This is a genomic window from Microbacterium algeriense (assembly GCF_008868005.1).
Lineage (GTDB): Bacteria > Actinomycetota > Actinomycetes > Actinomycetales > Microbacteriaceae > Microbacterium > Microbacterium algeriense.
Genome location: NZ_WAAO01000002.1, coordinates 928,276 through 949,609, shown reverse-complemented (window position 1 = coordinate 949,609; position 21,334 = coordinate 928,276). Strand labels below are relative to the sequence as shown.

Annotated in this window: 20 protein-coding genes, 1 tRNA gene and 1 other RNA gene; 12 read left to right on the top strand and 10 right to left on the bottom strand. The window is 69.5% G+C overall.

All coding sequences use genetic code 11. The annotated features are described in order from the left end of the window. Positions 1-130: 130 nt before the first annotated feature. Positions 131-1,534: a MocR-like transcription factor YczR gene (gene yczR, locus F6A08_RS12170; RefSeq protein WP_017202252.1), complete on the bottom strand. Its 1,404-nt coding sequence runs from the start codon at positions 1,532-1,534 to the stop codon at positions 131-133. A gap of 94 nt (positions 1,535-1,628) precedes the next feature. On the opposite strand from yczR, the gene yczE reads away from it, so the two are divergent. Beyond that, a complete protein-coding gene (gene yczE / locus F6A08_RS12165) occupies positions 1,629-2,291 on the top strand; it encodes a membrane protein YczE (RefSeq protein WP_151459552.1) in 663 nt (220 codons plus the stop codon). A 73-nt stretch (positions 2,292-2,364) separates the two neighbouring features. Here yczE and F6A08_RS12160 read toward each other — a convergent pair whose 3' ends face one another. The 6 genes from F6A08_RS12160 to aceE all read right to left on the bottom strand — a co-directional run bounded on the left by F6A08_RS12160 (position 2,365) and on the right by aceE (position 9,984). Continuing rightward, positions 2,365-3,603 carry a beta-ketoacyl-[acyl-carrier-protein] synthase family protein gene (locus F6A08_RS12160; RefSeq protein ID WP_151459551.1) on the bottom strand — a complete coding sequence of 413 codons (1,239 nt, stop codon included), beginning with the start codon at positions 3,601-3,603 and terminating at the stop codon, positions 2,365-2,367. Positions 3,604-3,700: 97 nt separating this feature from the next. Next, entirely contained in the window at positions 3,701-3,949 is a 249-nt protein-coding gene (locus F6A08_RS12155; protein ID WP_017202249.1) for an acyl carrier protein, read from the bottom strand. Positions 3,950-4,017: 68 nt separating this feature from the next. Next, positions 4,018-5,019: a beta-ketoacyl-ACP synthase III gene (locus F6A08_RS12150; RefSeq protein ID WP_124895624.1), complete on the bottom strand. Its 1,002-nt coding sequence runs from the start codon at positions 5,017-5,019 to the stop codon at positions 4,018-4,020. Continuing rightward, complete coding sequence (locus F6A08_RS12145) at positions 5,016-5,936, bottom strand: ACP S-malonyltransferase (RefSeq protein ID WP_151459550.1); 921 nt, start codon at positions 5,934-5,936, stop codon at positions 5,016-5,018. The genes F6A08_RS12150 and F6A08_RS12145 overlap by 4 nt, the downstream gene beginning before the upstream one ends. A 96-nt stretch (positions 5,937-6,032) precedes the next feature. Continuing rightward, the gene (locus F6A08_RS12140) at positions 6,033-7,229 is read right to left on the bottom strand and encodes a PucR family transcriptional regulator (RefSeq protein WP_017202246.1); all 1,197 of its coding nucleotides are present in this window, start codon (positions 7,227-7,229) and stop codon (positions 6,033-6,035) included. 28 nt (positions 7,230-7,257) lie between these two features. Then, complete coding sequence (gene aceE, locus F6A08_RS12135) at positions 7,258-9,984, bottom strand: pyruvate dehydrogenase (acetyl-transferring), homodimeric type (RefSeq protein ID WP_151459549.1); 2,727 nt, start codon at positions 9,982-9,984, stop codon at positions 7,258-7,260. A gap of 153 nt (positions 9,985-10,137) precedes the next feature. Here aceE and F6A08_RS12130 point away from each other — a divergent pair. The 3 genes from F6A08_RS12130 (at position 10,138) to F6A08_RS12120 (ending at position 12,195) form a co-directional block, all read left to right on the top strand. Next, positions 10,138-10,210, top strand: a tRNA-Val gene (locus F6A08_RS12130). Positions 10,211-10,300: 90 nt separating this feature from the next. Further along, positions 10,301-11,188: a TIGR01777 family oxidoreductase gene (locus F6A08_RS12125; protein ID WP_151459548.1), complete on the top strand. Its 888-nt coding sequence runs from the start codon at positions 10,301-10,303 to the stop codon at positions 11,186-11,188. 53 nt (positions 11,189-11,241) lie between these two features. Continuing rightward, positions 11,242-12,195, top strand: a complete 954-nt coding sequence (locus tag F6A08_RS12120) for an L-lactate dehydrogenase (protein ID WP_151459547.1) — start codon at positions 11,242-11,244, stop codon at positions 12,193-12,195. Between the two features lie 32 nt (positions 12,196-12,227). On the opposite strand, the gene F6A08_RS12115 is transcribed toward F6A08_RS12120, so the two are convergent. Then, positions 12,228-12,992, bottom strand: coding sequence for an SDR family oxidoreductase (locus tag F6A08_RS12115; protein ID WP_151459546.1), 765 nt, complete (start codon positions 12,990-12,992; stop codon positions 12,228-12,230). Between the two features lie 100 nt (positions 12,993-13,092). Between F6A08_RS12115 and F6A08_RS12110 the strand changes: the two genes are divergently transcribed. Continuing rightward, positions 13,093-13,929, top strand: a complete 837-nt coding sequence (locus tag F6A08_RS12110) for a helix-turn-helix transcriptional regulator (RefSeq protein WP_124895619.1) — start codon at positions 13,093-13,095, stop codon at positions 13,927-13,929. Positions 13,930-13,936: 7 nt separating this feature from the next. Here the strand turns inward: F6A08_RS12110 and F6A08_RS12105 are convergent, their stop codons facing one another. Next, complete coding sequence (locus F6A08_RS12105; protein WP_225855817.1) at positions 13,937-14,776, bottom strand: aldo/keto reductase; 840 nt, start codon at positions 14,774-14,776, stop codon at positions 13,937-13,939. 114 nt (positions 14,777-14,890) lie between these two features. Here F6A08_RS12105 and F6A08_RS12100 point away from each other — a divergent pair, with 114 nt between their 5' ends. From F6A08_RS12100 to F6A08_RS12080, 5 genes are all read left to right on the top strand, one after another. Next, a complete protein-coding gene (locus F6A08_RS12100) occupies positions 14,891-15,277 on the top strand; it encodes a YchJ family protein (RefSeq protein WP_151459544.1) in 387 nt (128 codons plus the stop codon). 36 nt (positions 15,278-15,313) lie between these two features. After that, positions 15,314-16,048, top strand: a complete 735-nt coding sequence (locus F6A08_RS12095; RefSeq protein ID WP_017202238.1) for a zinc ribbon domain-containing protein — start codon at positions 15,314-15,316, stop codon at positions 16,046-16,048. Positions 16,049-16,070: 22 nt separating this feature from the next. Then, complete coding sequence (locus tag F6A08_RS12090; RefSeq protein ID WP_151459543.1) at positions 16,071-17,771, top strand: bifunctional 3'-5' exonuclease/DNA polymerase; 1,701 nt, start codon at positions 16,071-16,073, stop codon at positions 17,769-17,771. Between the two features lie 43 nt (positions 17,772-17,814). Continuing rightward, positions 17,815-18,171, top strand: an RNA gene (rnpB, locus tag F6A08_RS12085) — RNase P RNA component class A. Positions 18,172-18,254: 83 nt separating this feature from the next. Further along, positions 18,255-18,815 (top strand): hypothetical protein, encoded by a 561-nt coding sequence (locus F6A08_RS12080; RefSeq protein ID WP_151459542.1) that lies wholly within the window; start codon positions 18,255-18,257, stop codon positions 18,813-18,815. 135 nt (positions 18,816-18,950) lie between these two features. Here F6A08_RS12080 and ppgK read toward each other — a convergent pair whose 3' ends face one another. Beyond that, the gene (ppgK, locus tag F6A08_RS12075) at positions 18,951-19,697 is read right to left on the bottom strand and encodes a polyphosphate--glucose phosphotransferase (RefSeq protein ID WP_017202234.1); all 747 of its coding nucleotides are present in this window, start codon (positions 19,695-19,697) and stop codon (positions 18,951-18,953) included. A gap of 68 nt (positions 19,698-19,765) precedes the next feature. Between ppgK and F6A08_RS12070 the strand changes: the two genes are divergently transcribed. Together F6A08_RS12070 and glnA are read left to right on the top strand one after the other, a co-directional pair. Continuing rightward, positions 19,766-19,990: an SPOR domain-containing protein gene (locus F6A08_RS12070; RefSeq protein ID WP_151459541.1), complete on the top strand. Its 225-nt coding sequence runs from the start codon at positions 19,766-19,768 to the stop codon at positions 19,988-19,990. Positions 19,991-19,992: 2 nt separating this feature from the next. Then, positions 19,993-21,330, top strand: coding sequence for a type I glutamate--ammonia ligase (gene glnA, locus F6A08_RS12065; protein WP_124895613.1), 1,338 nt, complete (start codon positions 19,993-19,995; stop codon positions 21,328-21,330). The last annotated feature ends 4 nt before the right edge of the window (positions 21,331-21,334 follow it).

Genomic DNA, 21,334 nt, shown 5'->3' with positions numbered 1-21,334 from the left:
GGACCGGGAGCGGGGGAGGCGTGAGTATCGGATGCCGGTGACTCATCCCGGACGCTGAGAAGACGTCCCCCCGCTCCGCACGACGAGGACCCCGCCCCGGGCACGAGGCGGGGTCCTCGTCGTCGCCGCCTCAGATCACCGCGGCGTGGCGCAGCTCCTCCGCGCGGGAGGCGGTCCCGCCGCGGACGTCCTGCCAGGCCTGTGACAGGCGCCCCATCGCCTCAGCGGTCCGTTCGGGCGGCAGCGTGATGGGGATGCGCAGTCGACGTTCGAGCACGCCCCCGGTCGTGAAACGCGGGCCGGGCGGCAGGATCAGGCCTCGCTCGCGGGCGGCGAGCGACAGCGCCGTGGAGGACGGCGAACCGATGTCGACCCAGGCCGAGAGGCCCCCCGGCGTCCGCGGGACCACGAAGCCGGGAATCGCGGTCACCCCGGCTTCGACGGCTGCCCGCCCCTCCCTGAGGCGGTCGCGGACGTGCGCGGTCAGAGCGGACATGTCCGACAGCAGCTCGACGGCGATGCACTGCTCGAGAAGCGCGGTGCCGAGCTCGAACGACGGGCGCACGGCAAGCAGTCGTGCGATGAGGGGCCGCTCTGCGCGGATCCAGCCGATGCGCATGCCGCCCCACGCGATCTTCGACATCGATCCGACCGTGATGACGTTCGGTCCGCTCGCCGCCATAGGGGCGGGGGCCCACCCGCGGTCGATGTCGAGCTCCGTCGTCGTCTCGTCGACGATGAGGTGGGTGCCCACGTTGCGGGCCGTCGCCGTGACGCGTGCCCGGTCCTCGTCGCCGAGGGTGGCTCCGGTCGGGTTGTGGAAGTCGGGGATGAGATAGGCCATGTGCGGCCGTGTGCTGAGCAGCGTCTCGGTCAGGTGCCGCGTGTCCCAGCCGTCGACATCGACCGGCGTGGGCACCGGACGGTAGCCGTGGCGGTGCAGGGCTTCGAGCGCATGCGGGAACGTCGGCTGTTCGACCAGGGCGCGCTCTCCGCGGCGTCCGATCGCCGCGAGGATCAGGTTCACGGCGTTGAGTGCGCCCGAGGTGATGATGATCTCGTCAGCGGAGGTCGGCGCGCCGCGCTCGGTGAAGCGCTGTGCGACGGCGTCGCGCAGTTCGGGGAGTCCTCGCAGCGAGTAGCCGCTCGTTCCGCGGAGCGCCGCGAGGCGGGGGAGCGAGCGCACCGTGGCGTCGTAGAGGCCGGGGGTCGAGTCCATCGACGCGATGGAGAGGTCGATCGCACCGTCCTCGGCGTCGGTCCCCGGAGCTGCGTGAGCGTGGGGCAGCGTGACGCGGGTGCTTCCGCCGTGCACGCGCGAGACGTACCCGTCGGCCTCCAGCAGCCCATATGCGCGCGTGATGGTCGAGCGCGATCGTCGCAGTTCGAGCGCGAGCGATCGTTCGCTGGGCAGACGCTCGCCGACCGTGAGCCGCCCGTCGAGGATCAGCGCGCGGATCTGGTCAGCCAGGGCGGTCGCTGTCGCGCCGGCGACATGGTGCGCTCCGAGCTGTTCGACGAGTCGTGATCCCATTCCCCCAGCATGCCGCAAAGTGGCCTGAAAAATGCAGGCCACTTTCCGGCACTGGCCTCCCTGTCCCGATACGTCCACGCGTCAGAGTGGGATCATGCTCCTCCGTGCCGTGCTCCTCCCCGTCGCCGCCACGAGTCGGCGGGACCTCGTCGAACGCCTCGTCCAGCTTCTCGTCGGCCTGTTCCTCTACGGCGTCGCCCTCGGCTTAATGGTGCGCGGCAGCATCGGCGTCTCGCCCTGGGACGTGCTGGCGCTCGGCCTGGCGGGACAGACGGGTATCGGCTACGGCATCATGACCGTCCTGATCTCGATCGTCGTCCTCGTGCTATGGATCCCGCTGCGTCAGCGTCTCGGACTGGGAACCGTCCTGAACGCTCTGCTCGTCGGCCCCAGCGCCGATCTCGCTCTCGCCGTGATCCCGCAGCCGGACTCCGTCTGGATCGGCGCTCCGATGTTCGTGTTCGGCATGCTGCTGCTCGCCTTCGCGACCGGCCTGTACATCGCCGCCGACTTCGGCCCGGGTCCGCGTGATGGGCTGATGACCGGACTCGTCGGCCGGACAGGATGGCCCGTGTGGCTCGTGCGCACTCTGATCGAAGGCGGAGTCCTGCTGATCGGCTTCCTGCTCGGCGGCCCGGTCGGCGTGGGCACCGTGCTGTTCGCCTTCGGCATCGGCCCGCTCATCGGGTGGTTCCTGCCGCGCATCACGCGCAGACGCGCGGCGCGCTCACGCCGACTCGCCGTCACGCGCTCCTAGCGCACGACGCCCTCCTCGCACGCAGAGAGGCCCTCGGATCGTCCGAGGGCCTCTCTGCGTGATCGGGCCGAGGTCAGTCGGTGCCGGCGACGACCAGCACGGCGTTGTGGCCGCCGAAGCCGAAGGAGTTGCTGATCGCGTACTGCGGACCGTCACCCAGCGGCGTCGGCTCTCCGGACAGACGGAACGGGACAGCGGGGTCGGGCTCGGTCATGTTGATGGTCGGCGGCGCCATACGGTCGCGCAGTGCGAGGAGCGAGAAGATCGCCTCCAGCGCTCCCGTGCCACCGAGGAGGTGTCCGGTGGACGCCTTCGTGGCGGACACCGGGATCTCGTCGATGCGGTCTCCGAAGACCTTCTTCAACGCGACGTACTCGTTGGGGTCGCCGACCGGGGTCGACGTCGCGTGCGCGTTGATGTGCGTGACCTGGTCGGCGGTGATGCCCGCCTCCGCGAGCGCCTGCGTCACGGCTCGTGCCGCCCCCTTGCCCTCGGGATCGTTGCCCGTGATGTGGTAGGCGTCGGCGGTGACGCCGCCTCCCAGCACGTAGCCGTAGATCTTGGCGCCGCGTGCCTGCGCGTGCTCCTCGGTCTCGAGGATGAGCGCGGCGGCGCCCTCGCCCATGACGAAGCCGTCGCGGTCGATCGCGCCGGGACGCGAGGCGTGCGCCGGGTCGTCGTTGCGGCGCGACAGCGCCTGCGCGGAAGCGAACGAGGCCATCGTGATCGGGTGGATCGCGGACTCGGTGCCGCCGGCGATCACGACGTCTGCGAGGCCCTCCTGGAGGTGGTGGAAGGCGTGGATGATGGATTCCGTGCTGGACGCGCAGGCGCTGACGACGGTCTGCGCGTAGGCGCGCGCCTCGAACTGCAGCGACAGGTTCCCGGCCGCCGCGTTCGGCATGAGCATCGGGACCGTGAGCGGCATGACGCGGCGCGGTCCCTTCTCGCGCAGGGTGTCCCAGGCGTCGAGGAGTGTCCACAGGCCGCCGATGCCCGTCGCGAAGTCGACACCGAGGCGCTCGGGCGCGACCTCGGGCGAGCCGGCATCCGCCCATGCCTCGCGTGCAGCGATCAGCGCGAACTGCGAGGACGGGTCGAGACGCTTCGCCTCGTGGCGCGGGAGGACCTCTTCCGGGCGGACGACCGCCTCGGCCGCGAACGTGACGGGGAGCTCGAACTGCTCCACCCAGTCGTGCTCGAGGGCGCGGGTACCGGACACGCCGGCCAGCAGGTTCGTCCAGTTCTCGGGTGCGGTCCCGCCGATGGCGGAGGTGGCGCCGATGCCGGTGACGACGATGCGCTTGGTCATGGGGGTGGTTCCTTGTCGAAACGAAGTCGAACGGGGGGAGGAGGGCAGGACGGAGGATGCCACACCCCGCCGGGGCGGGGGTGGCATCCTGCCGGGATTACTCCTGGCCCGCGACGATGAAGTTGACGGCGTCGCCGACGGTCTTGAGGTTCTTGACCTCGTCGTCGGGGATGGTGACGCCGAACTTCTCCTCGGCGTTGACGACGATCGTCATCATCGAGATGGAGTCGATGTCGAGGTCGTCGGTGAACGACTTCTCCAGGGCGACCTCCGAGGCGTTGATGCCGGTCTCGTCGGTGATCAGCTCTGCGAGGCCGGCGAGGACCTCATCGTTGGTGAAAGCCATGTGGTCTTCCTCTTTCTTGCGGGTTGTTTTCGGAACCGTGGAACAGTCTAGGGAAGGTCAGCGCATTCTCAGGGAAGGACGACGACCTGGGCGGCGAAGACGAGACCGGCGCCGAAGCCGATCTGCAGCGCGAGGCCCCCGGAGAGCTCCGGGTGCTCGGCCATCAGCCGGTGGCTGGCCAGCGGGATCGATGCGGCGGACGTGTTGCCGGTCGTCTCGATGTCGCGGGCGATCACGGTGGTCTCCGGCAGCTTGAGCTGCTTGGCGAACTCGTCGATGATGCGCATGTTGGCCTGGTGCGGGATGAACGCGGCGATGTCGGACGGCTCGACGCCTGCCCTGTCCAGCGCTTCGCGCGCGACCTTCGCCATCTCCCACACCGCCCAGCGGAAGACCGTCGGCCCCTCCTGCCGCAGAGTGGGCCAGGGCACCTCGCCGTCGCGGAACTCGGTGAGAGTGGCGTTCATGCCCACCGCGTCCGCCTTGGAACCGTCCGAACCCCAGACGGCGGGCGAGATGCCGGGCGTGTCGCTGGGACCGATCAGCGCGGCGCCGGCACCGTCCCCGAGGAGGAACGAGATGCTGCGATCGGCCGGGTCGACGATGTCGGAGAGCTTCTCGGTGCCGATCACGAGCGCGTAGCGCGCCGTACCCGCCTTGATCAGCGCGTCGGCCTGGGCGATGGCGTAGGCGTATCCGGCGCAGGCCGCGTTGATGTCATAGGCGGCGGCGGGGTTGGCTCCGACGCGGTCGGCGACGATGGCCGAGACCGAGGGGGTCTGCTTCGGGTTGCTGACCGTGGCCACGATCACCAGGTCGACCTGGTCGGCGGGCACCCCTGCCTTCTCGATCGCCTCCGCCGCCGCGGTCGTCGCGAGGTCGATCGCGTCCGTGTCCTTGTCGGCGCGGACGCGCGTGATGATTCCGGTGCGCTGCCGGATCCACTCGTCGCTGGAGTCGATCGGTCCGATCAGGTCGTCGTTCGGCACCGCGTTCTCTCCGCGGGCCGCGCCGTAGGAGTAGATGCGCGTGTAGGCAGGGCCGGTGGCCTGGGCGAGCGTGGCGCTCATGCGGCTTCTCCGTTCAGCAGCGCGACGGCCGCATCGAGGTCTTCGGGGGTCTTCACGGCGACGGTCGGCACGCCGCGGAGTCCGCGCTTGGCGAGCCCGACCAGCGCTCCGGCCGGCGCGAGCTCGATCACTCCGGTGACGCCCGCCTCGGCGAAGGACTGCATGCACAGGTCCCAGCGCACAGGCGACGAGACCTGGTCCACGAGATACTCGAGCGCCTGCGCGCCGTCCGCGACCGCGGATCCGTCGCGGTTCGACCAGAGGGTGATGTCCGGATCCTTCGGTACGACGTCGGAGACCGCGTCGCGCAGTGCGGCGACGGCGGAGGTCATGTAACGCGTGTGGAAGGCGCCGGCGACCTGCAGAGGTACGACACGGGTGCCCTTGAGGGGTTCCTCCGCGAGAGCCGCCAGAGCGGGAAGGGCGCCGGCGACGACGATCTGTCCGCCGCCGTTGTAGTTCGCCGGCGAGAGGTCGAGTTCGGCGAGGCGGGCGAGGAGGGCCTCCTCGTCGCCGCCGAGGACCGCGCTCATGCCCGTGGGGGTCCGCGCGGCGGCGTCGGCCATCGCGCGGCCGCGGATGCCGACCAGGCGCATGCCGGTCTCGGCGTCGATGACGTCGCTGCCGACGAGGGCGGCGATCTCACCCACCGAGTGCCCGGCGATGCCGTCGGCGCGACGGCCCGCCCTCTGCACCAGGGCGTCGCCGGCGATCAGCGAAGCGGCCACGATGAGCGGCTGCGCGATGCGCGTGTCGCGGATCGTGTCGGCGTCAGACACGGTGCCGTGTTCACGCAGATCGACCTCGGCGGCGTCGGAGTACGCGGCGAGGCGCTCGGTCACTCCGTCGAGTTCGAGCCAGGGGGCGAGGAATCCAGGGGTCTGCGAGCCCTGTCCAGGGCATACGACGACAATCACCCACCCAGTCTGCCAACGATTGTGGCCGAGCGGTGGATGATCCATCACAAGATTCCGAAAAACCCTTGTGTGTGGCGTACAGATCCTCCCGCGGTGTCAGCGCGGAGGGCGTCGCAGCGGGGTGCGTCGACGCCCCTGATCCGCCGCGCCGATGGAACCCAGGATCAGCGCCGTCTGCAGGATGAGCGCTTCGCGAGGCCCGGTGGCATCCCAGCCGATGACCTCGCTCACGCGCTTGAGGCGGTAGCGCACGGTGTTCGGGTGCACGAACAGCTCGCGGGCCGTCGCCTCCAGCGAGCGCCCGTTGTCCAGATAGCTCCAGAGCGTGGTCACGAGATCCGTCGAGTGCGCCTGGAGCGGTCGGAAGATGCGCTCGATCAACGTCTGCTTCGCCAGAGGGTCGCCGGCGAGGGCGCGCTCCGGGAGCAGGTCGTCGGCTTCCACCGGACGGGGCGCACCGCGCCACGCGCGGGCGACCGCGAATCCCGCGAGTGCCGCGCGCGCGCTCTGGCTCGCATCCACGAGTGCCGCGACCTCGGGGCCGAGCACCACGTACCCGGGGCCGAACGACGGTTCGAGGCGGGTCGCGATCTCCAGGAAGCCGAGCTCCTCCTCCTCGCCCTCCTGACCTTCGACACGCGCGCGGCCGAGCACCAGGACGAGTCGCGAGCCCTGCACGCCGATGAGCACGTCGACGGCGAGCTTGCGCGCCGTGCGGCGCACCAGATCGACGTCGAACTGCGGGGGAGTCGTGCCGACGAGCACGGCGACCTCGCCATGACCGTGCCAGCCGAGCGCAGCGATCCGGCTCGGGAGCTCCTCGTCCGCCTCGCCTGTGAGGATCGAGTCGACGACGAGTGCTTCCAGTCGCGCATCCCAGAGTCCGCGGGCCTCGGCGGCCCTGGCGTACACGTCGGCGGCCGCGAAGGCGACGTCGCGCGAGTAGAGCAGGATGGCCTCGCGGAGGTCGTCTCCTCGTCCCGCGACGCGCTCCTCCGTGACCTCCACGGTCACGCGGATCAGCTGGAGCGTCTGCTGAAGGCTGACGCTGCGCAGCAGCTCTCGGGGCGCCGCGGCGAAGATGTCCGCCGCGATCCACGGAGTGGAGGTCGGATCCTCATACCACTGGATGAACGACGTGATGCCCGCCTGGGCCACCAGCCCGACCGCGGAACGGCGGGCTGGTGGCATGTCGGCGTACCACGGGAGGGTGTCCTCCAGGCGCTTGATCGTCACCGAGGCGATGTCACCGGAGATCCGGCGCAGCCAGGTGAGCGTCGCGGCCTTGTCCATGCCGGAAGGGGATCCTGTCACCGAGGGCTCAGCTTTCGCCGCCCGCGTTGCCGCTGGTCCCGGCGTTCACGTCGTGCAGGCGGTACTTCTCGATGGCCTGCGCAGCCAGGGAGCGGTCGACCTTGCCGTCTTCGGCGAGCGACTGCAGCGTGCGGACGACGATCGACGGTCCGTCGATCTTGAAGAACCGCCGCGCCGCGGCACGGGTGTCCGAGAAGCCGAAGCCGTCGGCGCCGAGCGTGGCGAACCGGTTGGGCACCCACGGGCGGATCTGGTCCTGCACGGCGTGCATGAAGTCGCTCACCGCGACGACCGGACCCTCGGCGCCCTGGAGCTTCTGCGTCAGGTACGCCGTGCGCGGCTCCTGGTCGGGGTGCAGGAAGTTGTGCTCATCGGTGGCGAGGCCGTCGCGGCGCAGCTCGGTCCACGAGGTGACCGACCACACGTCGGCGACGACGCCCCAGTCGTTCTTGAGCAGCTCCTGTGCCTCGAGGGCCCAGGGGAGTCCGACACCCGAGGCGAACAGCTGGGCGCGAGGGCCGTCGCCTTCGCCGACGGAGACGCGGTGGATACCGCGGACGATGCCGTCCACATCGACGTCCTCCGGCTCCTTCGGCTGCACGAGAGGCTCGTTGTACACGGTGAGGTAGTACATCACGTTCGGGTCCTCGTGCTGGCCGCCGTACATGCGCTCCAGACCGGACCGCATGATGTGCGCGATCTCGTATCCGTAGGCGGGGTCGTACGACACCGTCGCCGGGTTGGTCGCCGCGAGCAGGTGCGAGTGTCCGTCCGCGTGCTGCAGGCCCTCGCCGGTCAGAGTGGTGCGACCGGCCGTGGCGCCGATGATGAAACCGCGGGCCATCTGGTCGCCGGCCGCCCACTGGGCGTCGCCGGTGCGCTGGAAGCCGAACATCGAGTAGAAGATGTAGATCGGGATGAGCGGCTCACCGTGCGTGGCGTACGAGGTGCCCGCCGCGGTGAACGCCGCGACGGCGCCGGCCTCGTTGATGCCGACGTGCACGATCTGGCCCTGCGGGCTCTCCTTGTAGGCCAGGAGCAGTTCGCGGTCGACCGAGGTGTAGTGCTGGCCGTTCGGGTTGTAGATCTTCGCCGTCGGGAAGTACGCGTCCATGCCGAACGTGCGCGCCTCGTCGGGGATGATCGGGACGATGCGGTGACCGAACTCCTTGGAGCGCAGCAGGTCCTTGAGCAGGCGGACGAACGCCATGGTCGTGGCGATCTCCTGCGTGCCGGAGCCCTTCTTGGGCAGGGCGTACGCGGAGTCGTCCGGAAGCGAGAGTCCGACGTGCGTGGACCTGCGCTCCGGGAGGAAGCCGCCGAGAGCCCGACGACGCTCGAGCATGTACTGGATCGTCTCGTCCTGGGGGCCCGGGTTGTAGTACGGGGGCAGGTACGGGTTCTCCTCGAGCTGCGCATCCGTGATCGGGATGTGCATCGCGTCGCGGAACGTCTTGAGGTTGTCCAGCGTCATCTTCTTCATCTGGTGGGTCGCGTTGCGGCCCTCGAACTGCGGACCGAGGCCGTAGCCCTTGACGGTCTTGGCGAGGATGACGGTGGGCTTGCCCTTGTGCTCGGTCGCGGCCTTGAACGCGGCGTACACCTTGCGGTAGTCGTGGCCACCGCGCTTGAGGTTCCAGATGTCGTCGTCGGAGTAGTCCTTGACGAGGGCGGCGGTGCGCTCGTCACGTCCGAAGAAGTGCTCGCGGATGTAGGCGCCGGACTCGGCCTTGTACGTCTGGTAGTCGCCGTCGGGCGTGACGTTCATGAGGTTGAGCAGCGCGCCCTCGGTGTCGCGGGCGAGCAGATCGTCCCACTCGCGGCCCCAGACGACCTTGATGACGTTCCAGCCGGCACCGCGGAAGAACGACTCGAGCTCCTGCACGATCTTGCCGTTGCCGCGCACGGGGCCGTCGAGGCGCTGCAGGTTGCAGTTGACGACGAACGTGAGGTTGTCGAGACCCTCGTTCGCGGCGACCTGGAGCTGACCGCGGCTCTCGACCTCGTCCATCTCGCCGTCACCGAGGAAGGCCCAGACGTGCGACTGGGACGTGTCCTTGATACCGCGGTTCTCGAGGTACTTGTTCGACATCGCCTGGTAGATGGCGTTGATCGGGCCGAGACCCATCGACACGGTCGGGAACTGCCAGTACTCCGGCATCAGGCGCGGGTGCGGGTAGGAGGGGATGCCGTTCGGCGCGTGCGACTTCTCCTGGCGGAAGCCGTCGAGCTGGTCCTCGGTCAGGCGACCCTCGAGGAAGGAACGGGCGTAGGTGCCGGGAGAGGCGTGACCCTGAATGAAGATCTGGTCGGCGCCACCGGGGTGGTCCGCGCCCTTGAAGAAGTGGTTGAAGCCCACCTCGTACAGAGCGGCGGAGGACGCGTAGGTCGAGATGTGACCGCCGACGCCGATGCCGGGACGCTGCGCACGGTGCACCGTGATCGCGGCGTTCCACCGGATCCAGGCGCGGTAGCGGCGTTCGACCTCCTCGTCGCCCGGGAACTCGGGCTCGTTCTCCGGGGCGATGGTGTTGATGTAGTCCGTCGTCGGGACCATCGGCACGCCCAGGTGCAGCTCCTTCGAGCGCTTGAGCAGGCTGAGCATGATCTCGCGGCCGCGGCCGTGGCCCTTGGCATCGACCAGCTCATCGAGGGACTGCTGCCACTCGCCGGTCTCCTCCGGATCGCTGTCGAGGGGGCCCTGGGAGTACGGATCCTGGTCGTGCACGGTCACGGGGGAACCTTTCGTCAAGCTGGCAGGTCATGCCAAGGAAACGGGAAGCGACACGGGCAGCCTTGTCAGCTGTGCACAACGCGCGCCGGATTCAGCCTATCCCTCTTCCACGACACGGGTGCGCATCGGGTGCCGGATAGACTGAGCGCACCAGGGCCTTTAGCTCAGCTGGTAGAGCGCCACGTTTACACCGTGGATGTCGTCGGTTCGATCCCGGCAGGGCCCACACCTGATGACACCTGGCTCCGGGCTCGAAATCCATCGCACAGGGCGTAGCGTGGACCGCACCGTTCGACTCGAGCATCGGAGAGCCACCATGGCGCGACGGATCGTCATCAGCGGGGCCTCCGGCCTGATCGGCTCCGCGCTGGCCGCGGCTCTGCGCGCCGATGGCGTGGAGGTCGGGACGCTCGTCCGCCGAGAACCGCGCAGAGAGGACGAGACGCAGTGGGCGCCGGGGGAGAGCGCCCTCGACCCGGAGGTGCTCGCCGGTGCGGATGCGGTCGTCGCCCTCGGGGGCGCGAGCGTCGGTCGTCTGCCGTGGACCAGGCGGTACCGCCGTGAGCTGATCGATTCGAGGATTCAGCCGACGCGCACTCTCACCACCGCGCTGCGCGCACTGCGCTCCGACGCTCCGACCCTGGTGTCGGCATCCGCGGTCGGCTACTACGGCTCTGCGCCGGGCGAGGTGCTCACTGAGGACTCCGCCGCGGGAGCGACTTTCCTCGCCGACCTCGCCGTGCGCTGGGAGGGCGAGGCGCGACGAGCCGAGGACCAGACCAGGGTGGCGCTGCTGCGCACCGCGCCCGTGATCCACCGCCGAGGCGTCCTGAAACCGCTCATCCAGCTCACGCGCTTCGGCGTCTCGGGTCCCCTCGGCGGCGGGTCGCAGATCTGGCCCTGGATCTCGCTCGACGACGAGGTCCGAGCGATCCGCCACGTCATCGACGCGCGGATCGCGGGTCCGGTGAACCTCACCGGTCCTGTCCCTGCGACGGCGAACGACATCGGTCGAGCACTCGCCGCACGCATGCACCGGCCGTTCTGGCTGCCGGCACCGGCATGGGCGCTCCGTCTCGCCCTCGGCGAAGCGGCGGACTCGCTGCTCCTCGGCGACGCGGACGTTCGCCCGGAGATCCTCGAGCGCTCGGGCTTCCGATTCCGACACGCCACCGCGGCGGAGGCTGTCGCCGCGGCGATCTGAATCTTCGGTCCCGACCCCTGCCGAATCGCCCGCGCCGCTGCGAGACTGAGCGCATGGAGATCATCGAGAACTCGAAGCTCACGGTCGTCGGTGCGGGAAGTGTGGGATCCAGCGTCGCCTATGCCGCGCTCATCCGCGGGTCCGCGCGGCACGTCGCCCTCTACGACATCGCGACCGAGAAGGTCGACGCGGAGGTGCTCGACCTCGCCCACGGCACGCAGTTCACCGGTTCCAGCGACATCATCGGGGGCAGTGACATCTCCGTCGCCGCGGGTTCGCACGTGGTCGTGATCACCGCGGGTGCCAAGCAGAACCCCGGTCAGACACGCATCGAACTCGCAGAGGTCAACGCCGGGATCATCCGTCGCATGATGCCGGAGCTGCTCGCGGTCGCGCCGAACGCCGTGTACGTCATCGTCACGAACCCGTGCGATGTGCTCACCGTCATCGCTCAGGAGGAGACCGGTCTTCCGCCCGAGCGGATCTTCGCCTCCGGCACCGTGCTCGACACCTCACGGCTCCGGTGGAAGCTGGGTCAGCGTGCCGGCGTGTCGACCGCGAGCGTGCATGCGCACATCATCGGCGAGCACGGGGACACCGAGTTCCCGTTGTGGTCGCGCGCCACGATCGGCACGGTCCCGATCCTCGAGTGGGAGACGGCCGACCATCCGCGATTCACGCTCGATGAGCTGGAGGAGATCGCGGTCGACGTGCGCGACGCCGCGTACAAGGTCATCCAGGGCAAGGGGGCGACGAACTACGCGATCGGGCTGTCCAGTGCGCGCATCGTCGAGGCGATCCTGAGCGACGAGCACGCCGTGATGCCGGTGAGCACGGTCCTGCGCGACTTCCACGGACTCGACGGCGTCGCGCTCTCGGTGCCTTCGATCGTGAGTGCTGCCGGCGCCGTGCCCATCCGGAACACGTCCTTCTCGGAGCACGAGCTGGGGCTGCTGCGCCAGTCGGCCGACGCGCTCACCGCGGCCGCCGCCTCGCTGCGCCCCTGAGGGACGCCGGGGGCACCGACGTCCCTCGGACCTCAGCGCGTGTGCGGATCGGTCCGATTCAGGGTGGCGACGACGGTGGCGTAGTCACCGCGTGCCTCGCCGTACCGCAGGAACTTCACCCGTTCGACCTGGATCTCGGTCGCGTCCGGCTGGTTCTCGAGCAGAGAGGTGACCTCGTCGACGAACTCGTCGAGCGGCATGGCGGACTCGTTCTCCTCGTGTCCCGGCATGAGCGCGGTGCGCACGGCGGGCGGCTCGAGCTCCAGCACCGAGACGCTCGTTCCGGCGAACTGGAGCCGCAGCGACTCGCTCAGCATGTGGATCGCCGCCTTGCTGGCGTTGTACGTCGGTGTGACGCGCAACGGAGCGAACGCGAGCCCCGACGACACGGTCATGATCGTGGCGTCCGGCTGCGCCCGCAGATGCTCGATGAATGCGCCGATGAGGCGGATCGGACCGAGGATGTTGGTCACGACGGTCTCCTCGGCCGTCGCGAGGAACCCCTCCCGCGTGGTCCAGTCCTCGGCACGCATGATGCCGGCCATCGCGATGACCACGTTCAGGTCGGGGTGCGCGGAGAGCACGGTCCGTGCGGCGGTGTCGATGCTGTCCGCGTCCGCCGTGTCGATGCGGACGCTGCTGATGCCGGGGTGCTCCGCGGCGATGGCCGCGAGGCGATCCTCCCGACGGCCGCCGACGATCACGGTGTTGCCGCGATCGTGCAGGCGCAGGGCGAGCGCGAGACCGATGCCGCTGGTCGCGCCGGGGATGAAGATGGTGTTTCCGCTGATGTTCATGTCTCCAGCGTCGACCGAGCGGGCGGCGGTCTCCAGGGAGGGGTCATCCAGGGATCCCCGGTCCCTGGATGCGAGGTCCTGAGCGGGGGATACTTCAGAGGTGGATCGTGACGCATTGGCCGAGTTCCTCCTGCGCAGACGGGAGGCCCTGACGCCGGCGGACGTCGGTCTCTCCACGGGAGCGCGCCGCAGGACGGCAGGTCTGCGTCGGGAGGAGGTCGCGCAGCTGGCCACGATGTCGACGGACTACTACACGCGCCTCGAGCAGCGTCGCGGCCCGCAGCCGAGCGTGCAGATCCTCGCTGCGCTGGCGAGGGCGCTGCGCCTGACCGAGGACGAGCGCGACTACCTGTTCCGTCTCTGCGGGTACAGCGCCCCGGACCGTGCTCATGCCACGGAATACGTGCGACCGGGGATACTGCGCGTGCTCGATCGCCTGCACGACACACCCGCATTCGTCGTGTCCCTGCTCGACGAGGTGCTGGTGCAGAACGACGCATCGCGCGCGCTCATCGGCGACGCGAGCGGCCTCGAGGGTTTCCAGCGCAGCGGCATCTACCGCTGGTTCGCCGATCCCGAGCAGGAGCGGAAACGGTATCGCGCGGTCGATCATGCCCGGCAGTCGCGTGCCCTGGTGGGGGCGCTCCGCGCGGCGTACGGCGTCATGGGAGGCCGGTCGCGGGCGGGGGAGATCGTGGCGGAACTGTCGTCGCGCAGTCCGGAGTTCGTGCGGCTGTGGGAGGCGCACGAGGTCGGTCGCCGGTTCGAACAGCACAAGGTGATGGTGCACCCGGAGCTGGGGGAGATCGAGGTGGACTGCCAGGCCCTCTTCACGGAGGACGAGTCGCAGGCGCTGATCGTGCTCACCGCCGCGCCGGGCAGCGAGGCGGCGAGCAAGCTCGAGTTCCTGCGGGTGCTCGGCACGCAGACGGTCTGATCCCCAGTCAGGACTCCTCGTGCGTCCGCGGGTCGCCGTCGAACAGCCGCCCGTCCGGCCGGCCGAGAGCGGTGATCGCGGCGACTTCGGCGTCGTCGAGCACGATCTCGGCTGCGGCGAGATTCGCCGCCTGATGCTCCAGCGACGACGCCTTGGGGATGGCCACGGTGCCCCGGGCGACGTGCCAGGCGAGCACCGCCTGCGCGGCCGTGATGCCGTGCGCCGCCGCGACCTCGCCGACGACGGCTTCCTCGAGGAGGTCTTCGCCGCGTCCGATCGGGCTCCACGCCTCGGTGAGGATGCCCTGCTCGCGGTGGTAGGCGAGCTGCTCCTCCTGCGGGAAGTACGGGTGCACCTCGATCTGGTTGACCACCGGACGGACTCCGGTCTCGCGTTCGATGCGTTCCAGATGCTCCGGCAGGAAGTTCGAGACCCCGATCTGTCGTACGACGCCGCGGGACTGCGCGTCGACGAGCGCCGCCCAGGCCTGCACGTACTCACCCTGGCTCGGGTTGGGCCAGTGGATGAGGTGCAGATCGGTGGCGTCGACTCCGAGACGCGACCGGCTCTCCTCGATGCTGGTGCGCGCCTTCGCCGTGGCGTGGTGCCGTCCCGGCAGCTTGGTCGTGACGATGATCTCGCCGCGTGGTGTGCCCGAGGCGGCGACGCCGCGGCCGACGGAGCCCTCGTTCTCGTAGTTGAACGCCGTGTCGACGAGCCGATACCCGGCTCCGATGCCGGCCGCGACCGCGTCGGCGCCCGCGTCGCCGTCGAGGCGATACGTGCCCAGGCCGATCGCCGGAAGAGCGAAACCGTTGTGGGCGGTGAAGAGGGGGACAGTGGTCATCATGGCTCCTTCGTCGGCGTGCTTTCAGCGTAGGCCGTGACCGCCGCCACGGCATTGGACGATGACGGCGGATTGCGCGATGCTGGCGATCATGCCCTCTCTCCTCGTGCGACCATGACCGTCGCCGCCTCGCGCTGCCCCTGTCACTCGGGTGACACCTTCGACGCCTGCTGCGCTCCGCTGATCGCGGGCGCCCCTGCACCGACCGCCGAACGTCTGATGCGCTCCCGGTACACGGCGTTCGTGCTCCAGGACGCCGAGCACCTGCTGCGCACCTGGCACCCGTCGACGCGCCCGCGGACCCTGGAACTCGAGCCCGATCTCGAGTGGCGGCGACTGGTGATCGTCGACAAGGCGGCCGGCGGTCCCTTCGATCGGGACGGCATCGTCGAGTTCGAGGCGTTCTGGCGGCAGCGCGACGAACGCGGTTCGCTGCGGGAGCGCAGCCGCTTCGTCCGCGAGGATCGGACCTGGTTCTACGTCGACGGCGAGGTCCGCTGATGGGCGGATGTCGTCGCAGCGGCTAGATTTGAGAGCGTGAACGCCAGCCCCGAGAACCAGCGCACCCTGCTCGACATCGCCGACCTCGATCGGCGCATCGCGCAGGCCGAGCGTGCCCGCACGAAGCCGAGCCAGGCGGGGCGGATCACCGAGCTCGTCGCCATCCGTCAGGAGCAGCTGCGCGAGCTGACCGTGCTCACGGGCACCCGCGACGACGTTCGCACCGAGCTGAAGCGCCTGGAGTCCGACGTCGCGGTGGTCGAGCAGCGCCGGAATCGCGACGCCGAGCGTCTCGCCACGGCGACGAATCCCAAGGACGCGCAGGCGCTCGAGCACGAGCTGGCGAGTCTGGCCAGGCGACAGAGCGACCTCGAGGACGCGGAGCTCGACGTCATGGGTCGACTGGAGGAGGCCGAAGCCGCGGTCGCGGCGCAGCAGGCGCTTCTCGACGCCACGACAGCGGAGGGTTCGTCCCTGACCGCGCAGGCCAAGTCCGATGTCGCCGCGGCCACCGACCTCGGGGCACAACTGGCCCGCGATCGTGCAGCGGTCGCCGAGGGCGTGTCCCCGGAGCTTCTGGCGGAGTACACGCGTCGCGCGGCGAACAGTGCCGGCGCAGCGCTCCTCACCCGCGGCACGTGCGAGGGCTGTCGTATCCTCCTTCCCAGCACCGATCTGAACGAGATCCGCCGAGCACCCGAAGACCTCGTGGTCTCGTGCCCCGAGTGCGGCTGCATCCTCGTGCGCACGGAGGAATCCGGGCTCGCATGAGCCTCGTCCACGTACACCGGCGATGACGGCACCCGCCCCGGGCTCGGAACGACGCATCGCCCTGATCGCGGTGGGCCCGCGGGAGTACACGGCGGTGGAGCTCGACGGCGAGGATCGCGAGGTGGAACGCACTCCGCTGGCCGCGGAGCAGTTCGCCGGCTGGGTCTCCTCCGTCGAGGCGGCCGATGGCCCGCGATGGATCATCCGCAGCGCGGGGGAGGTCTACGCCACGCTGCTGCGAGACGGCGTTCGGCTGGGGCGCAGCCACGACCTCGTGCTGTGCCACGCGATCCTGCGGGACACCGCATCTGTGGCCTCGCCGCTCGCGCCGTCCGCGGCGTGGGAACGGCGGGAGCCGATGACGGCGGCACCGTCGCTGTTCGACGTGTTCGACGACGACAGCGGCGACGACGCCGTCGACGGAGCCCTGGAGCAGTATCGCGCGCAACGCCGGGTGCTGTCGGCTTCTGCGGACGGGCGGCTCACGCTGCTCTGCGCGGCGGAGTCGGCGGGTGGACTGATCGCCGAGGAGATGCGTATCGCCGGTCTGCCCTGGGATGAGGGTGTGCATGATGCGATCCTCACGGCGACGCTGGGGACCAGGCCGGTCGCCGGGGGACTGCCGAGCCACATGGTCGAGCTGGGGGATCGGGTCCGGGCGCTCCTCGACGACCAGACGCTCCACCTCGACAGCCAGCCGAAACTGCTGCGCGCGCTGCACCGGGTGGGAGTGAACGCGGAGTCGACGAGCCGGTGGGAGCTCTCGGAGCACGACCACCCCGTGATCGAGCCGCTCCTCGCATACAAGAAGCTCTCTCGGCTACTCAGCGCGAACGGCTGGACGTGGTTGTCCGAATGGGTGCGCGACGGCCGCTTCCGTCCCGTGTACATCCCCGGCGGCGTGGTCACCGGCCGCTGGGCGTCCGCGGGAGGAGGCGCTCTGCAGCTGCCGCGCAGCCTGCGACCCGCCGTGCGCGCCGATCCGGGATGGACGCTCGTGGTGGCGGATGTCGCCCAGCTCGAGCCGCGGATGCTCGCCGCGATGTCCTCCGACGAGGCTATGGCCCGGGCGGCACGGGGGAGCGACCTCTATGCCGGTGTGGTCGACTCCGGGGCTGTCGCGACGCGCGAGGAGGCGAAGTACGCGGTGCTCGGAGCGATGTACGGCGCCACCACCGGCGACAGCGGCCGTCTGGTGCCGCGGCTGCGCCAGGTGTACCCGCGAGCCATGGCGCTCGTCGATGCCGCGGCCCGCACGGGGGAGGACGGCGGCATCGTGTCGACGTGGCTCGGCCGGTCGTCGCCGCGGCCGTCGGCGGAGTGGATGCGTCTGCAGTCGGAGGCCACGGACGCCGACGCCGACCCTGCCGTCGTCGCCCTCGCGCGGCGCCGAGCGCGTGACTGGGGCCGGTTCACCCGCAACTTCGTCGTGCAGGGGACGGCTGCCGAATGGTCCTTGATCTGGCTCGCCGAGATCCGCCACCGTCTGCAGCAGATCCCGGAGGTCTTCACTGTTGCCGAGGCCTCCGGCCCGTTCGCTCGGGTTCCGCATCTGGCGTTCTTCCTGCATGACGAGGTGATCCTGCACGTTCCGCAGGAGCACGCGGAAGCCGCTGCCGCGGCCGTGCGCGACGCAGCGGCGGTGGCGACGACACGGCTGTTCGGGTCGTTCCCGATCGACGTGCCCCTCGACCTGCGCATCGCGGAGTCCGCGGCGAAGTAGCCGCCGGAAGCTCCCGCCGGAGAACGTAGACTGGGGGTGCGAATGGGTCGACTGGACGGTCGCGTGGCGGGAGACCGCACCGAGGAACGTCCGGGCTCCTCAGGGCAGGACGGTGGGTAACGCCCACCCGGAGTGATCCGCGAGAAAGTGCCACAGAGAGCAGACCGCCCCGCAAGGGGTAAGGGTGAAAGGGTGGTGTAAGAGACCACCGGGGGCCATGGTGACATGGCCCGCCAGGTAAACCTCGTCCGGAGCAAGGTCAGACAGAGGATGATGACGCGGCCCGCCGAGTCCTCGGGTAGACCGCTAGAGTGCCACGGCAACGTGTCGCCGAGAGAGATGGCCGTCGAAGGGGCGAAGAACCCCGGAACAGAACCCGGCGTACAGGTCGGCCCATTCGCATGAGAGGCGCTGATCAGGTATTTCCTGGTCAGCGCCTCGCCTTCTCTGGCGTCCGGCGACGGCCCCGGCTAGCGTACGTTCATGCCGAACCGCTCCGTCGTCGTCACCACGACGCTCTTCGCCGCTCTGTTCGTCGCCGCACTCACCGGGTGCACGGCGCCGGACTCGGAGGCGGTCGAGACGTCGGCTGCCGAGCGGCCCGTGGCGACGCCGAGCAGCGAGCCGACGGCCGCAGCGGAGCCGGTGTGCAGGCGGCCCGGTGGAGACGGCACCATCTCCACCGGAGAGCCGCTGAACGTGGAGCTGTACTCGGAGATGCATGACTACGGCCCGCGCGAGGGCGCGAACGGGACCGTGGCCTACGCGCCCGACGGCACCCTCGCGTCATACGTGGTCGCGCCCGGTGACCACGACGAGGCGATCCTCGAACGGCTCTGCGTGGGGCCGTACTCCCTGGATGCCTTGAACGCCGTGCGTCGCGGCAGCGTCCACTCCGTCGACCCGACCTCCCAGGCGTACCTCACCCCGCTCTACGCGGGCGACACCTTGAATCTCAACCCGTACACCATCACCAGCGTCGGCGATGTGAACGGCGAGGTGCGCTCCTACGAGGCTTCGTTCATCCTGCCCCCGCAGCGCTGAGGCAGGATGAACGCGTTCACAGCGGGTCAACCCCCGGTGTCGTGGCCGGATCCCTGAGCTCGTCGCTGGGTCCCTGAGCTCATCGGTCTGGGTCCCTGAGCCTGTCGAAGGGCGGTCCCTGAGCCTGTCGGAGGGTCAGTCGCCGGCGAGGGAGGCCGCGCCGATGATGCCCGAGTTGTTGCGGTGGATCGCCGGGACGATCGGGGTCTTGAGGTCGAGCAGCGGCAGGAAGTCCCCGGCGTTCTTGGACACGCCGCCGCCGACCACGAAGAGGTCGGGGCTGAACAGGAACTCGATGTGCGAGTAGAACGCCTGCAGGCGCTCGGCCCACTCCGCCCAGCTGAGGCCTTCCCGCTCGCGCGCCGACGTGGCGGCGTAGGTCTCGACGGACTCGTACTCGCGGAAGTTGAGGTGTCCGAGCTCGGTGTTCGGCAGCAGGACGCCGTCGTACAGGAACGCGGAGCCGATACCGGTGCCGAGGGTGGTCAGCAGCGTGAAGCCGAGCACGTCGCGGGCTGCTCCGTGGCGGGCCTCGGCGACGCCGGCGGCGTCGGCGTCGTTCACGAACACGATGTTGCGCCCGAGACCGTCGCGGAAGAAGCGCTCCGCGTCGAAGTCGATCCATTCCTTCGAGACGTTCGCGGCCGACAGCGTCTTGCCGCGCTTGACGATCGCGGGGAACGCGACGCCGAGCGGCAGGGTCGACTCGTGCACGTCGAGGGTCTTGAGCACCGTCTGCACGGCGACGAGCACGTCTTCGGGAGCGGCGCCCTCCGGCGTCGGGACGCGCACCCGATCAGAGGCCATGGTGCCGTGTTCGAGGTCGACGATTCCTGCTTTGATTCCCGTGCCGCCGATGTCGACGCCGATCGCTTTTGCCATGGCCGATAGCTTAGCGACCGCGGTGGACGCCAGTAGGATCGATGACATCACGAGACGAAGGGGCAGACATGTCTGACGGTGACCACAAGTACTGGTACAACTCCGAAACCGGCGAGGTCGAGTTCGGCATGATCTCGCCCTCGATCGACCGCATCGGGCCCTTCGACACGGAGGCCGAGGCCCGCCGCGCACCCGAGGTCGTGAAGGAGCGTTCGCGCGCCTGGGCCGAAGAAGAGGCCGCGGAGCAGGGCTGGGACGTCACGAGCGACGCAAAGGGCCGGGGTGCAGAGTAGACATGGACAAGCAGAGGGACTTCGTCCTCCGGACGATCGAGGAGCGCGGCGTCAAGTTCGTGCGGCTCTGGTTCACCGATGTCATCGGAACGCTCAAGTCCGTGGCGATCGCGCCGGCTGAGGTGGAGGGCGCCTTCGCGGAGGGCATCGGGTTCGACGGCTCTGCCATCGAGGGCCTGACCCGCACCTACGAGTCCGATCTGCTCGCGCAGCCCGATCCGACGACGTTCCAGACGCTGCCGTGGCGCGGGGAGATCGACCCGACCGCGCGCATGTTCTGCGACCTGACGACTCCGGACGGGCAGCCGGCCGTGGCAGACCCGCGGCACGTGCTCAAGCGGACGCTCGCGAAGGCAGCGGACGCGGGGTTCACGTTCTACACGCATCCGGAGATCGAGTTCTATCTGCTGAAGTCGTCGTCGTTCGGACCCGAGGGACCTGTTCCGGTCGACTCGGCTGGCTACTTCGACAACGTGCCGGGCGGCACGGCCCACGACTTCCGCCGCCGCTCCGTGCGCATGCTGGAGGACCTGGGGATCTCGGTGGAGTTCAGCCACCACGAGGGCGGACCCGGGCAGAACGAGATCGACCTCCGCTACGCGGATGCTCTGACGACGGCGGACAACGTCATGACGTTCCGCACCGTCATCAAGGAGGTGGCGATCGAGCAGGGCGTCTACGCCACGTTCATGCCGAAGCCGCTCAGCGGCCACCCCGGCAGCGGTATGCACACCCACATGTCGTTGTTCGAGGGTGACCAGAACGCCTTCTACGAGGAGGGCGCGAAGTACCAGCTGTCGAAGACCGGCCGCCACTTCATCGCGGGACTCCTCCGGCACGCGAACGAGATCTCCGCCGTGACGAACCAGTTCGTCAACTCGTACAAGCGTCTGTGGGGCGGCGACGAGGCCCCGAGCTTCATCACCTGGGGTCACAACAACCGCTCCGCGCTCGTCCGTGTGCCGATGTACAAGCCGAACAAGGGGCAGTCCTCCCGGGTGGAGTACCGCGCTCTGGACTCCGCGGCGAACCCGTACCTGGCGTATGCGCTCATGCTGGCCGCCGGACTCAAGGGCATCGAGGAAGGCTACGAGCTTCCGCCCGAGGCCGAGGACAACGTGTGGGCGCTCAGCGATGCGGAGCGCCGTGCGCTGGGCTACTCGGCGCTGCCTGCGAGCCTCGACCACGCGCTGGAGTACATGGAGGAGTCGGAGCTCGTCGCCGAGACGCTCGGCGAGCAGGTGTTCAACTACGTGCTGCTCAACAAGCGCAAGGAGTGGGAGGCCTACCGCGGGCAGGTCACGCCGCTGGAGCTGAAGAACAACCTCGAGCTCCTCTGAGCGC